Source organism: Enterococcus sp. DIV0840, from assembly GCF_050527835.1.
Classification (GTDB): domain Bacteria; phylum Bacillota; class Bacilli; order Lactobacillales; family Enterococcaceae; genus Enterococcus_L; species Enterococcus_L ureasiticus.
Window position 1 is genome coordinate 1,505,022 of sequence record NZ_CP172876.1, and the last position, 13,559, is coordinate 1,518,580.

General features: G+C 34.9%; 13 protein-coding genes. 9 read left to right on the forward strand and 4 right to left on the reverse strand.

The features are described from left to right. Positions 1 to 56 precede the first annotated feature (56 nt). From IGL98_RS07120 to IGL98_RS07130, 3 genes are all read right to left on the reverse strand, one after another. Positions 57 to 908 carry a MurR/RpiR family transcriptional regulator gene (locus tag IGL98_RS07120; RefSeq protein WP_206912081.1) on the reverse strand — a complete coding sequence of 284 codons (852 nt, stop codon included), beginning with the start codon at positions 906 to 908 and terminating at the stop codon, positions 57 to 59. Positions 909 to 1,017: 109 nt separating this feature from the next. Then, positions 1,018 to 1,857, reverse strand: coding sequence for a Cof-type HAD-IIB family hydrolase (locus IGL98_RS07125; RefSeq protein ID WP_206845421.1), 840 nt, complete (start codon positions 1,855 to 1,857; stop codon positions 1,018 to 1,020). Between the two features lie 26 nt (positions 1,858 to 1,883). Then, on the reverse strand, positions 1,884 to 2,267 hold the full coding sequence (locus IGL98_RS07130; RefSeq protein ID WP_206845419.1) for a VOC family protein: 384 nt from the start codon (positions 2,265 to 2,267) through the stop codon (positions 1,884 to 1,886). A 524-nt stretch (positions 2,268 to 2,791) separates the two neighbouring features. Here IGL98_RS07130 and IGL98_RS07135 point away from each other — a divergent pair. The 8 genes from IGL98_RS07135 (at position 2,792) to IGL98_RS07170 (ending at position 11,626) form a co-directional block, all read left to right on the forward strand. Beyond that, positions 2,792 to 4,294, forward strand: a complete 1,503-nt coding sequence (locus IGL98_RS07135) for an Lsa family ABC-F type ribosomal protection protein (RefSeq protein WP_206912082.1) — start codon at positions 2,792 to 2,794, stop codon at positions 4,292 to 4,294. Between the two features lie 375 nt (positions 4,295 to 4,669). After that, positions 4,670 to 5,053: a hypothetical protein gene (locus IGL98_RS07140; RefSeq protein ID WP_242590190.1), complete on the forward strand. Its 384-nt coding sequence runs from the start codon at positions 4,670 to 4,672 to the stop codon at positions 5,051 to 5,053. Between the two features lies 1 nt (position 5,054). Further along, positions 5,055 to 6,008, forward strand: coding sequence for an alpha/beta fold hydrolase (locus IGL98_RS07145; protein ID WP_206912083.1), 954 nt, complete (start codon positions 5,055 to 5,057; stop codon positions 6,006 to 6,008). Between the two features lie 171 nt (positions 6,009 to 6,179). Continuing rightward, complete coding sequence (locus IGL98_RS07150) at positions 6,180 to 8,201, forward strand: hypothetical protein (RefSeq protein ID WP_206912084.1); 2,022 nt, start codon at positions 6,180 to 6,182, stop codon at positions 8,199 to 8,201. A gap of 202 nt (positions 8,202 to 8,403) precedes the next feature. After that, positions 8,404 to 9,105 carry a 5-oxoproline transporter, DUF969 family subunit gene (locus IGL98_RS07155; protein WP_206912085.1) on the forward strand — a complete coding sequence of 234 codons (702 nt, stop codon included), beginning with the start codon at positions 8,404 to 8,406 and terminating at the stop codon, positions 9,103 to 9,105. Next, entirely contained in the window at positions 9,102 to 10,046 is a 945-nt protein-coding gene (locus IGL98_RS07160; protein WP_206842633.1) for a DUF979 domain-containing protein, read from the forward strand. The genes IGL98_RS07155 and IGL98_RS07160 overlap by 4 nt, the downstream gene beginning before the upstream one ends. Before the next feature lie 84 nt (positions 10,047 to 10,130). Beyond that, positions 10,131 to 10,775, forward strand: coding sequence for a pyroglutamyl-peptidase I (pcp, locus tag IGL98_RS07165; protein ID WP_206842634.1), 645 nt, complete (start codon positions 10,131 to 10,133; stop codon positions 10,773 to 10,775). Between the two features lie 173 nt (positions 10,776 to 10,948). Then, positions 10,949 to 11,626 (forward strand): hypothetical protein, encoded by a 678-nt coding sequence (locus tag IGL98_RS07170; RefSeq protein ID WP_242590191.1) that lies wholly within the window; start codon positions 10,949 to 10,951, stop codon positions 11,624 to 11,626. Positions 11,627 to 11,675: 49 nt separating this feature from the next. Here the strand turns inward: IGL98_RS07170 and IGL98_RS07175 are convergent, their stop codons facing one another. Then, positions 11,676 to 12,929: a transposase gene (locus IGL98_RS07175; protein ID WP_339099597.1), complete on the reverse strand. Its 1,254-nt coding sequence runs from the start codon at positions 12,927 to 12,929 to the stop codon at positions 11,676 to 11,678. On the opposite strand from IGL98_RS07175, the gene IGL98_RS07180 reads away from it, so the two are divergent. Next, positions 12,915 to 13,556 carry a hypothetical protein gene (locus IGL98_RS07180; RefSeq protein ID WP_339099596.1) on the forward strand — a complete coding sequence of 214 codons (642 nt, stop codon included), beginning with the start codon at positions 12,915 to 12,917 and terminating at the stop codon, positions 13,554 to 13,556. The two genes, IGL98_RS07175 and IGL98_RS07180, sit on opposite strands and share 15 nt — an antisense overlap. The last annotated feature ends 3 nt before the right edge of the window (positions 13,557 to 13,559 follow it).

Here is a 13,559-nt window from a genome sequence, read left to right on the forward strand (position 1 = left end):
AGAAAAAAACTGTTCAGCATTAATTAATGCTGAACAGTTTTTTGTAAACTAAGGAGTCAAACCAGTTTTGGATTCATTTTTTGATAATTATCCAATTTATAAGCCAAATTCCGATCATAATCTTGATTGAAAAAACTAAGATATAAACTATCAAAAATATACATCAACGACATCCTTGTTGAGAAGGATGATATTTTATTATAATGATTTTCCAGTGAAGAGAAGAGAAAAACACCATCCACTTTTTCATTTAGTAGAGGACTATTTTTTGAAGTAATCAACAAGATTTTACTATTATTTTGCTTTAGAATTTCCAGAATTCTTTTGACACTAGAACTGCGGCCACCATAAGAAACAACGATCGCTAAATGAGTGGGTGTACTATTTGCGGCAGATAGATTTTGCATATAATCATCGATCGGTACATTGATTTGCTTACCGATTTCCTGCATTTGAAACTGGAAATTTTGGGCAAAATAAATATTGGCAGATGTGGCATAAACATCGACAAATTCAGCGTTTTTAAGTAGCGCGCCATTTAAAGCCATTGAATCAAAATTATTTGTATCGATGGTTGATTGAACCGTTTGGTCATAAACCGTTTTTAACTTTTTAGTCATGGCGTAATGATTATCTTCAGCCGAAATAGGATAGTCGATGTCGATGATTTGTTCACTTGTATGTTCGTTTAAATAGCTAACCAAGGCGAATTTAAGATCATTTAAGCCATCTAGGTCCAATTTATTGATCAAACGATAAATTGTTGACATTGATACATAAGAATGGTCGGCAAGTTCTTTGGGAGAAAAACGAATAACTTTTTCTGGAAAATCAAGAATATAAGTAACGAGTGCTTCTTCACTTGTTGTAAGTTTATCTAAGTTTTTTAATTTGAGCATTAAATTCATCGCAGAAAACACCTTTCAGTCTGTTTCGTATAAATGAATTATAACTGATTATCACGTATTATGTGAGGAAAAAAATAGAGTAGGATTTTTTATCCCCACTCTATTTTTATTACAATATTTCAGATAACGCTTTGGCAATCCCATCTTCATTGTTTGATAAAGTGATTTTATCTGCAGCATTTTTTAACTCTTCAACAGCATTTCCCATCGCAACGCCCATTCCAGCATAATTGATCAAGGATAAATCATTGTGGCCATCACCAAAAGAAATAATATGTTCTTGATGGATGCCTAAAGGTTTGAGTGTTTGCTCCAAAGCGTTCGCTTTATCGATTCCTTGATCTGTAAATTCAAAATACATCGGTGCCGAGAACACACCACTAACAGATTGTTCAAAAGGAGCATAAATTTTCTGCCAGTTTTCTTGTAAATACTCAGGTTGAGCTGCGACAAGAATTTTATGCAATGGAAAATCAACAAAGGCAGCTAAATCTTCTTTTTCACATAATTGGAAGTTTCCGCCACGTGATTCGTATTCAATAATATTGAATAATCCATCGGAGAAGTCCAGATCCAACATCCCATCAAATACATTATTGACATACATATACTCGTCTTTTGCAATCATTGGTTTGACGTCGAATTGTTTGAGATGTTCTAAAATATTTTTGCTGTTTTCAATTGAAAGAGGCTGACTGAATAATTCTTTTTGTGTGCGGACATCAAGAACATGTGCGCCGTTATACGAAACAATCAACCCATTGTGCTGATCCATTTGAAGTTCCTCCACATACTTCAACATACCAGGAGTCGGTCTGCCAGATGCTAAAATTACTTTGATGCCCTCTTTTTGAGCAGTAATCAATGCCTCTTTTGTTTGAGTGGTCAGTTTTTTTTCATCATTTAAAAGTGTTCCGTCAATATCTAAAACAATTGCTTTTACATCCATTTCATTTCCTCCGTTAATCCAAAATTTTAAATAGTTAATTCTAAACGGTTTCCCTCTGGATCCGCAATCACAGATTCATAATAACCATCACCTGTTGTACGAGTTGGACTTAATAATTTATAACCTTCCATGACCAATATATTCGTGAGGGTATCAACATTCTCTTTGCTTCCTAAAGAAATCGCTAAATGAGCAAAGCCTAGTATTTCATCTCCTGAGTTGCGGTCAATAACATCGTTTCGTTGCATGATCTCAAGTCTAGCACCATCAGAAAAAGTTAAAAAATAAGAATGGAAACTTGTCTTTGTATTGTGGTAAAGTTCAGAAGCTTGGGCATTGAAATACGTTTCATAAAAGTTCCGCATATTTTCCAAATCTTTGACCCATAAACCGATATGTTCAATTTTCATTGTATAATCTCCTTTATTTTGAAATACAGAACAGCTATTTTGACTGTATTTCTATATTAGAATGAATGTGGATAGATAAGATATTGTTTATAACTATAGTATAAGTCAAAGTGAGCTCTTATAGTGATAAATAGCTGATTTTGATAGAAAATTATCAAAAATGGAGCAGAAAATTTTATGAATGTGAAAAATTATTTTCACTGCTATTCGTTTTTAAGTTCTATGTCCATGATTTTTAAAAAGGCGGATATTCGATTCTTGACAATTAGTAAATCACCATGCTATAGTAAACTCAATAAAAAACGAAGTGAGGGATCCGTGCGTTGAAAAATTAAGTCAATTTGTTGAAGCTGCATTCAGACTGTAACTTGAGAAATCTCAGGGGAGCAGTGTGCAGATTTTCAGGATTGGCATTATTTTTCAGCGTATGGGTCTTTTTGTGTACTCGTAAACCTGTTGCCGGTTCTGAAAAGAACAGAAGGAATAAAACAACTTCCTTCCGCTTTTCTTAATGAGGTGAGACTATGTCAAAAATCGAAATTAAAAATATAACATTCGGGTACGATACTCAAGGAACTTTACTATTTGAGCAAGCAAATCTAAACTTTGATACACAATGGAAATTAGGATTGATCGGCAGAAATGGTCGTGGGAAAACGACATTACTTAAAATTTTACAGAATCAGCTAGCTTATAGCGGTCAAATTATTCATCAATTAGACTTTCTCTATTTCCCACAACCAATTAAAAATAAGCAGCAACTGACCTATTACGTGTTAGAAGAAATCAGTGATTTTGAACAATGGGAAATTGAGCGGGAGTTAAATCTTCTACAAGTTGATCCAGAAATTCTATGGCGTGATTTTGAAACACTTTCAGGTGGTGAACAGACGAAAGTCTTATTAGCGCTGCTGTTTATTGATGATCATCATTTTCCTTTGATCGATGAACCAACCAATCATTTGGATATTGTTGGACGCAAGCAAGTAGCGGATTACTTGAAAAAGAAACGCCAGGGCTTTATTGTAGTCAGTCATGACCGTTCGTTTGTAGATGAAGTGGTCGACCACGTATTATCAATTGAAAAAAGCCAGTTAGAGCTTTATCAAGGAAATTTTTCTGTTTATGAAGAACAAAAGAAAATCAAAGATGAATTTGAATTTGCACAAAATGAAAAATTAAAAAAAGAAGTCAGTCGTTTGAAAAGAACAGCTGCTGAAAAAGCAGAGTGGTCTCGTTCCAAGGAGCAAGATAAATATGGAAAAGCTTCTGAAAAAGGCAGTGGAGCAATCTATGATACTGGTTTTATCGGTGCAAGAGCAGCTCGTACAATGAAACGTGCAAAGACGATCGAACATCGAATGGAAACACAACTGTCAGAAAAAGCAAGTTTATTAAAAGATATCGAGTACATTGATCCGCTGACAATGAATTATCAGCCAGAGCATCATAAACGATTACTAACAGTCGAAAATCTAACGTTGGGTTATCAGAAGCAAGACTTGTTTAACAAAATATCTTTTGAGTTAAACCAAGGACAACGGATTGCTTTAGCCGGGCAAAATGGTTCTGGAAAATCATCGATTATCAAGTTTTTACTAGGTCATTTTGATGGTGAAAGTCAAGGCGTGATCTTTCGTCCAGATAAACTAAAAATTAGTTATGTTCGTCAAAATTATGAAGATAATCATGGGACATTACTGGCGTTTTCAGAAGAACAAGGACTTGACCACCAAGCGTTTCTCAATAACCTGCACAAACTAGGCATGGAAAGAGAAGTCTTTCAAAATCGCATTGAACAAATGAGCATGGGGCAGCGCAAAAAAGTCGAGTTGGCAAAATCATTAGCGCAGCCAGCGGAATTGTATATTTGGGATGAGCCTTTAAATTATTTAGATGTTTTCAATCAGGAACAATTGGAAAAGCTGATTTTATCGGTAAAACCGACAATGCTGATTGTAGAACATGATCAATCTTTCTTGGAAAAAGTCGCGACACAAGTGATTACTTTAACTAAAAATAACTAAATCTAACCTGTCAAACACTTCATACTAAAGGAGTCGTTTGACAGGTTTTTAGTCATTTATTTTATTGACAAGATCAATAATAAAGTATATTCTATAAAAAAACATTCATTCGGTATGTTTTTTAGAAGGAGACTAAAAAAATGGCAAAAAGATACGATACCGAAGCAATAGTTCAAGATATTTTAGCTGCCACAACGCGTCTGTTTGTACAAAAAGACTATGAAAAAAACGATTCAAGACATTGTTAATGAATTAGATGGTTTATCTCGTGGTACGATTTATCATCATTTTCGCTAGCGTAGTGAGAAGGCTTACCCCAATACAGCGTATTTTGATGTAATCAGTGAACGTACAGACTTTACTGGTATACAGAAGATGAAGCATCTATTATTGGAGACCTTATTTAATAAAGAAGTTGGGGCGTCATTTCAGTTAGCGTATTCTTTATTTTATAATCCAAAGTTTTTTATGATGTATATCATGAATAATAATGAGCTCTTATCTCCTCGAATTGAATGCTGCAACAATGAAGGAAATAAGGATGGGTCTTTGATTGTGAAATACCCAAAACAAGTTTTAGAAATCATTGTTTTACTTTTAGAAACTTGGTTTATGGTCGCGCTATTTCCAAATACGATCGAAATATTTGGGGATAAACTTTATGCAACCAAATATGTACTAAAGAGAATTAAGCTTAACTTGTTAAGTGATGAAATAATGGAAAAAATGATAATGGGGATAAAGGAGAAAGAGGTTTAAAATGAAAAAAAATAAAAAACACGGAATCAGACGTGTTCTGAATATTTTAAAGAATATTCTATTAACCATTTTAGGGTTGTTTGTTGTAACGATGGCGGGAATTTATATTGTAAATCAAGTCAGTCTGCGAAATGAAGCGAGTCGAATCAAGGATTATGGTGAAAAAATAAACCTTTTTGATGGCACAATAAATGTACTCGATGAGGGGCAGGGAAAAGAAACGATCGTGTTGCTTCCGGGTTATGGAACAGCTAGTCCTGGATTAGATTTTAAACCATTGATTAGTGAATTGAAAAATGACTATCGAGTCGTTACGATTGAACCATTTGGATACGGATTAAGCAGTCAAACGAAACGAGAACGAAGTGCTAACAATATGATTGAAGAGATCCATATCGTTTTAGAAAAATTAGATATCGATTCTTTTATATTAATGGGACATTCGATTGCTGGAATCTATGGATTAAATTATGTGAATACGTATCCTGAAAACGTCAAAGCATTTGTAGGAATCGACTCTAGTCTACCGAATCAGCCATGGCCTGGGTTTGATGATAGCTTATCTAATTTTATTCAAAAATCTGGATTAATGAGAGTATTCATTAAATTAAGTCCAGAAAGTTTCAAAGTTAAAGGAATGGATGATGAAACATATGAGCAATTGCGTATGCTGAATCTGAAAAATCTGAGTAATAACAATGTCAGAAAAGAAGGAAAAGCGTTAGATGAATCGTTTAAAGAGTCAAAAAAACTAGCTTTTCCAAAAAATATGCCATTACTTTTATTTGTAGCCAAAGAAAATGATGGTGCTTTAGAAAATTGGTTTGAACTTCATGAAGAACAAGCGGCTACTGTTACTAAAGGAGAAGCTGTCGAGCTTCCTGGTACGCATTATCTTCACCATAACCAATCTAAAACGATAGCGGAAGACTTGAAAAAATTTATGAATGAATAGCAAATAATAGAGTACAGATCGTTGTTTTAAAAACAATAGATTTGTACTTTATTATTTTGCTTAGGTTTAAAGTGTTTTCTAGTATTGTTATTCCTAGTTATCTTTGCCATAATAGTAGTAGAAGATAGATAACTAAATGATTAGGGAGAACTGAGAAAGTGAGTTGGGGGTATGAATTGTTGGGAAATTTTGGAGTTAGAACCAACTTCAGATAAAAAGAAAGTCGAACAAGCATATGAAGCAAAGTTAAAGATGATCAATGTGGAGGAAGAACCACTCGCGTTTCAAAAGTTAAAAGAAGCCTTTGATTCAGCGATTTTCTTATCAGGTACGATTATTGAAAGCAATCGACCAGTGGAACTTAGTAAACCTTCAATTGAAGCGGATACAGCAGGGTGGCCAGTAGAAGAATCACAAGAGGTTCCATCTGAAAATGAAAAGCCAAAACAAAAAAATAATGTCATGGTTTTTAAACAAGAATTAGCAATAGTTTACGAAAAAATGGATTTTTTTTCAGACGTAGAAAAATGGACACCGTTATTTTCAAATGAGTTGGAATGGACAAGTGCTGAGCACGATGAGATAGCTGAAATAATACAAACGTTTTTACGATCAAACTATTGTGTACTATCAAGAAAGATCATTGATTATTTAGATACTTTTTGTGACGTTGATTTTTTAGCTAAAGAACATAAATCTGATAATGATTTTCGTTATATTTGGACACAAATCAAACATGTGCCGCCGTTTTCATTTGATATTTATCAAGATATTCCCAAAGAAGAACGGATCGAGTATTTTACTAATCGCTATGAATTATTTCAAATAGTGGAGGGTGCTATTCCAAATCAGAGCTCTTGGTCTGAACGATTGCACATGTGTAGGACACTCACTACAAAAGATTATGACGTGATCACTTTACAAATCTCTTATCTATTACTAAATGATTTTAGAATGGAACAGGAACAAACAGTCATTGAATTTAAAGGACTACTTAGTGAGGCCATTGCTTTAAAAAGAAATAAAACAAGTGACTTTTTTAGTGCCTATTATGCATGGGTAAAACAAAAGGGCTCCACTAATGATGTGCTGATATATGATAAAAGTGAGTTGACAATACCTACAACAACGATTGATTTACTAATGGGATATGTGTATTTCAAACTAAGACGTTACTCTCATGTAAAGGAATGCTGGGAAGAATTAAGCAAAAAGAACCCGACATTGTTTAGACCACAAGAATTAGCTATGCTGCAACCGATAGATGTAAAGCATGTTCCACAAAAAAATCAAAAGAGTATGTGGCGTTATGTAGGGGCTGTTTTCTTATTACTTATCGCTCTTTCTAAAATAAGTGGACTTGTTTCAAGAAATAATGAACGGAATTCGTATTCCTCACTATCTGATATCCAAAGCTCATTTAATGAAGAAAATAATTTGGAGACCAATAATGTTACAGCAGATCTTTTGGAATTGAAAGAAAGTGAAAATCTTTATGAGCAATTTATCTATTATTTTTACATTGACCGAGAAGATGAAGATCGAGCAAGTTTTATCGAAGCCAACACAGTCGGTCAAGCGAAAGAAATGGCTCAAAGCATGACAGTCTCTGAATTACCTGAAATAATGATCGATTCTAGATATGATTTTTATGCTTCACCAGATAACGTTACCGGCTATGGTCCTGTGACCGCACTTACTCTTTTAGACGAAGATGAGCCGTTCATTATCCTCCAAGAAGACAAAGAAGAAAGAATCTCTGCTATTTTTGGAGATGGCTGGGAAATATTAGCTAAAGATAAATTCGAAGCATTATGGTCTGATATTCAAGTTCGACCAATGATGTCGCAAAAATTCTTTGTTGTGTATTATTTATTATCGGATGAACGCAATGAGAATTTAAAGGACAATCCAGAATATGCAACAGAAAATGTAAAAATATTATTAGAGAAGAATCGTTCGATGCCGATAGCCAAAGAGTTTGAAGCCGGTACTTGGCAAATCAGTCAAGATGAAGAGGATAAACTATACACAATCATCAACGATAAAAATGATGAACACCGGTTTATTTTATCTTACGATGAGTATGGCCGTTTAGAGCATATTTATGGAGATGAATGGGAAACGATCGACGATACGAAGAAAAAAACGATTTATGATAATGTCGAAGAAGAAAAAATTGGTGTTTATTGATTGTTTACGAAAGAGAACTTAAAAAGTTACGACTGAAAAGTTTAAATTTCAGTCGTAACTTTTTTGGTTTGAGTTAAAGCAGATGTTTTTTTAGAAATGATTTTTATCGAAAAAATTAAAAATAAAACAAATTTTGTGTATAATAAAGAAGTTATTGATTTTCAATATTTAATTAAAGTAAAAAAAGAAAGAAGTGTGAGCAGTGGAAAATATTCTTAGTTTATTAGGCGTTTTGATTGTCATTGTCGGTTTTGCAATGAAACTAGACTCGATTTTGATCGTAATGATTGCCTTAGTTTTGACGGCACTCGTCGGAGGAATTGGTTTAGAAGGAATGTTGGATATCCTAGGTACAAGTTTTGTCAGCAATCGAGGAATGGCCATTTTCATTATTATTATGTTGGCTACAGGAACTTTAGAAAGAAATGGTTTAAAAGAATCAGCAGCATCATTGATTCGCCGCTTCAAAAAAGTTTCCGCCGGGTTGATTATCGATATTTATGGCGTTTTTCGGATGATTTTTGCTGCATTCAATGTCAGTTTCGGTGGCGTTGCAGGATTTGTCCGTCCAATTATTTTACCAATGTCGATCGGAGCTGTTGAATCTCAAAATTTAGAATTAAACAAAGATTACGAAGAAGAGCTCAAAGGAATGGCTTCGGCAATGGAAAATATTTGTTGGTTCTTTGGACAAGTATTATTTATCGGTGGTTCAGGGGGCTTGCTAGTTCAATCAACCTTAAAAGAATTAGGATATGAAGTGACGTTAGTGCAATTGGCTGCTGTTGAAATTCCTGTGGCACTTGTGGCATTAGTTACAGCGAGTATTTATTTTTATACGAAAGACCGTCGTTTGATGAAAAAATATTACGGTGACATCGAGAAGAAAGGAGAACAAGCATGAGTTATTTTATGAATTCAGAAGTACTGCTTGGTGAGAAATTATTAGAAGTTTTATATATCCTGATGGGCTTGATTTTGATTTATACTGGTATTAAGAATTTATTTGATAAAAGTAATCCCCATCGTTACGGAACAGGTTACTTTTGGTGTGCATTGGGGATCGTGATTGCGGGGGGCCGTTTTATTCCAGCTATGATTAGTGGAATTTTGATTTTTTCTATGACGATTCCAGCAATCTTGAAAAAAGTCAGTAAAGGCAAAAGTAAGTTGCCCTCTAAAGAGTATATGCAAAAAATGTCAGATAAGTTAGGGATGAAAATATTTGTTCCAGCATTAAGTATTGGTGTATTTGCTATTATCTTTGCTTTATTTACAAAACTTGGTGCGTTAGTTGGTGTTGGAGTCGGCGTTTTAGTAGCAATTTTGATCTTGATGTTTTATTCTAAAAATAATAAACCAACCACATTTTTAGATGATGCGGCGGATATGCTTGGAACAGTTGGACCTTTGAGTATGTTACCGATGCTTTTAGCTTCATTAGGAGCGGTCTTCACTAGTGCTGGCGTTGGGACGGTGATTTCATCGGCAGTTGGAACGATCGTACCACAGGGAAATGTTGCACTCGGCATTATCATCTATGCTTTCGGGATGATGTTATTTACGATCATTATGGGAAATGCTTTTGCAGCGATTACTGTAATGACGGTGGGAATCGGAGCTCCATTTGTTTTAGCTTATGGTGCAAATCCAGCATTGATCGGTATGTTGGCGTTGACTTGCGGGTATTGCGGCACGTTATTGACACCGATGGCTGCGAACTTTAATGTCGTTCCAGTCGCAATGTTAGAGATGAAAGATAAATATGGTGTTATTAAAAATCAATGGTTTATCGCGATCTTTATGTTTGTGTTCCAAGTCGTTTATATGATTTTATTTAAATAGTGATTCATTTAGTTGATGTTGAAAAGTAAAAGGTGAAGCGAAGCAGAAGGTTGTTAGTATTATATATTTGAGAGGAGATTTACAATGAAAGTTTTAGTCACAGGTTTTGATCCATTTGGTGGAGATTCTGTTAATCCAGCATATGAAGCAGTTAAAATGATTCCAGATGAAGTAGCAGGAGCCAAAGTAATCAAATTAGAAATACCAACAGTTTTTAAAGAAAGCGGCGAAGTTTTAGAAGCGGCAATCAAAGAACACAACCCTGATATCGTGATTTGTGTGGGACAAGCAGGTGGAAGAAGTGCCGTTTCATTTGAACGAGTAGCAATCAATTTAGCGGAAGCAAGAATTCCTGATAATAAAGGAAACCAGCCGATTGGATCAAAATTGGAAGAGGATGGGGAAACAGCTTATTTTACAACATTGCCAATCAAAGCAATGATGAAAAATGTGCAGGAGCATGGTTTACCAGCCTATATCTCTTATACAGCGGGTACTTTTGTCTGCAATGATATCATGTATCGCTTGTTATATATGATCGATAAAGAATTTTCAGGCGTGAAAGGTGGTTTTATCCACGTACCGTTTGAACCAACTCAAGTCATCGATCGTCCAGTAGGAACACCTTCGATGCCGATCCCAACTATTGCTGATTCACTGATCTATGCAATTGAAGCAGCAGTGACTACAGAAGTTGATATTGAAGAAAATACAGGAACGACACATTAGAATAAGTATTTATTAAATATGGAAGAGTTTTAGACAAAAGAGTTACGATCGTCTAAAACTCTTCTATTTTGGTTATTAAATACAATGGAAGATAAAAAGTGTAATATACTGATAATGATTCTCATTATCATTTTGTTGTGATATACTAACTCAATAAGGAAAGGAGTGTTTTAATGAAAGAAGTACAATTAAATGGATTTTCAATCAACTATGATACTGTGCAAACGGAGCACTGTCCTATAATGCTAGATGAACAACTATATATAGAGAACAAGAAGCTGCCTCGTTATTTTATTGGTGAAACAACAATGACATTTTTTGATTTTTACTATGCTGATAACTCAGATTTTCAAGAATCCGACTATCGCTTATCAGAAAAATTTCAGCAAATTATCGGCAGATTTCCTCATACAAATCAGAAAAAAATTGCATTAAATGAGAGCGACAGCTATAGTATTAAACAAGTACCTGTTTACATCACAGTAAAAGACTATATCTTAGCTGAAAGCAAGCCAGAAGCATATGCAACGTTTAGAGAAAAATTGGCAACGATCCAGTCATTGACTCCTATTAATGAAGATGAGGCAGAATCAGTTTTTGGCTATAAAAGAAAACGTCTATTTTTAGATGGTACATACGGTTCTAGGGAATTACTTGGAAAAAATCAGGAACAAAATGTTCAAGCCATTCAAGAGAAATTAGAATATGTGAACGAGATGTATTATTTTGCACATTATAGTTATGCAGCGATGGTTCAATTTTTACCTGAATACGACATTACGACCTATGACCAGTTTCATGAAGCCTATGGAAAGTTTGTCTATAGTTTTACAGTTGAGCCAATTTCATAATTCACTTTTAAAAAAAGTAAACACTCATCCAATTTTAAATAAATCATTTTTAAAATGACATGACTGCTTCTTTTTTAGCTAATAATTGTGCGCAAAATGTTTTTAAATTGTAAGCCAGTTGGATTAATTGGTGTTCGACTACCACTCGTGTGGCGATAAAATAGTTCGTGCTATTAAGGCTATAATTGTCTTTAAGATAGGCATTAACGCGTTCGACTGATGTTCGCTCTTTGTAATGTTTCCGCCATGCCCGTGTACCTCGGGCTGGCTGTGAGTACTTGCGAAAGTTGTCAGATTGTTTGATTTTAATGACGGTTTGACAGAGGCCTTCATTTCTTAACGGACAATCGCGACAATGGGTTTCAGGTTTCGTAAATTTTAATGCACTGTAACGCTTATCAAAACTATCATACTTGTAACTATATTCTAGTAAGCACGTTGGGGCGTAAAAACGATCAATTTCGCCATCATTTTTAGGCACACGTTTTAAATCAATAATCGGTTCAAGTTTTAACTCATGGGCTTTTTCATAGATGGAGTGAGCGTCATAGCCTTTGTCCATTAGAACCATGGTATCTTCGATACCTAAATCGGCTACTTTCATCATTAAGGGGATCGCAACACTGACATCTGCGACAAAGGCAGACGTTGTGATGCCAGCTAAGATATATTGGCTATGGGCCGTGACGGCATAATGGGTCTTATAACCGAACCAATAATTATGTTTGCCTTGACTGTTTGCTTTCACACCCCACGAAGGATAAATCGGTAATTCTTGGCGGATCTCTTTAAGTGTCATTTCTTTTTGAACAGTTGTCGATGAGACTTTTTCGTTCTCTGTTTTTTTAGGCTTGGAATGACCGTCAACAGAGGTTGCATCGATGGCAACGATTTCCGTATAAATTTGAAATTCTTGATTGATTTTGGCCAGTAACTCGTCGTTTAATCGAACTAAAACTGTTGGGTTATCACTTAAGATTTTCATGATTCGACAGAAACTCGCTTCTGAAGGCACCCGTTCAGAATAAATAAAGCCCAAACTTAGTTTGAAGGCGACATCTTCGTTTAATCGTTGAACAAGGGCTTTAATCGATGGAATCCCCTCAATATAGCGGGTAATCATCGCTCTAATAGCCGCCTCATAGTTGAGAGTAATGGGAGCACCGACGTGGGTTTCTTTTTGAAAGAGCAATACCATTGGATAAAAATCGATTGGGGAGAAAATATGGGCATGTCGTTCTTTGACATCAAGTTGTATTAAAATTTCTATGTCAATGAAAGTAGGTTGTTGTATAATGGTCATAAGGGAACACTCCTTTTTGATTATGCTTGTGTCGTAACTACATTATATCAAAAATGGGGAGGTTCCCTCTTTTTATTTAATTTTAACTCTTGCGCCTCAAGGGGTTGGAATTATGAAATTAGTTCAGTTACTAAAAAGGGGAAAACAATTCCACTTTTATGGCCGGATTATTTATATCACAAGCCAGAAAATCATTTAGAGTTCGGGCTTTTAGCAAATACGGAACAACCGAGGTATCAGCTATTTGATCAATGGGAATTAGATGAGCCAATAATAATTGAGATTTTGGCTGATGGTTTTGAAGATGTTCGGTTTGAGACGACCTTAAAGAAACCTATGAATGTCCCACCGAAACTATCTCAATCGGAGTACACACTAGGCGAAACGATTTGTCTCTCAGTTGATCCTGGATTAGTCAAAGAGTTAGATAAAAAAACGGCTGAATTTGAGTTATTAAAAACCAAAAAGACCTCAGAAAATGGTTATTCATTAGACTATGAATTGTTGGAAGATCAACTATTGATACCAAGCTCGCAATTTGAGAAGGCAGGTCGTTATCAGCTGAAAATTACGAGTGATGTATATGGTCAGCTATTATTTCTATTTACAATAAAACAAGAAGGGTAATAA

Excerpts from the sequence above, each read along its gene's own strand:
- IGL98_RS07120 (WP_206912081.1), bottom strand. The coding sequence starts at position 908 with ATGAATTTAATGCTCAAATTAAAAAACTTAGATAAACTTACAACAAGT.
- IGL98_RS07125 (WP_206845421.1), bottom strand. The coding sequence starts at position 1,857 with ATGGATGTAAAAGCAATTGTTTTAGATATTGACGGAACACTTTTAAAT.
- IGL98_RS07130 (WP_206845419.1), bottom strand. The coding sequence starts at position 2,267 with ATGAAAATTGAACATATCGGTTTATGGGTCAAAGATTTGGAAAATATG.
- IGL98_RS07135 (WP_206912082.1), top strand. The coding sequence starts at position 2,792 with ATGTCAAAAATCGAAATTAAAAATATAACATTCGGGTACGATACTCAA.
- IGL98_RS07140 (WP_242590190.1), top strand. The coding sequence starts at position 4,670 with ATGAAGCATCTATTATTGGAGACCTTATTTAATAAAGAAGTTGGGGCG.
- IGL98_RS07145 (WP_206912083.1), top strand. The coding sequence starts at position 5,055 with ATGAAAAAAAATAAAAAACACGGAATCAGACGTGTTCTGAATATTTTA.
- IGL98_RS07150 (WP_206912084.1), top strand. The coding sequence starts at position 6,180 with ATGAATTGTTGGGAAATTTTGGAGTTAGAACCAACTTCAGATAAAAAG.
- IGL98_RS07160 (WP_206842633.1), top strand. The coding sequence starts at position 9,102 with ATGAGTTATTTTATGAATTCAGAAGTACTGCTTGGTGAGAAATTATTA.
- pcp (WP_206842634.1), top strand. The coding sequence starts at position 10,131 with ATGAAAGTTTTAGTCACAGGTTTTGATCCATTTGGTGGAGATTCTGTT.
- IGL98_RS07170 (WP_242590191.1), top strand. The coding sequence starts at position 10,949 with ATGAAAGAAGTACAATTAAATGGATTTTCAATCAACTATGATACTGTG.
- IGL98_RS07175 (WP_339099597.1), bottom strand. The coding sequence starts at position 12,929 with ATGACCATTATACAACAACCTACTTTCATTGACATAGAAATTTTAATA.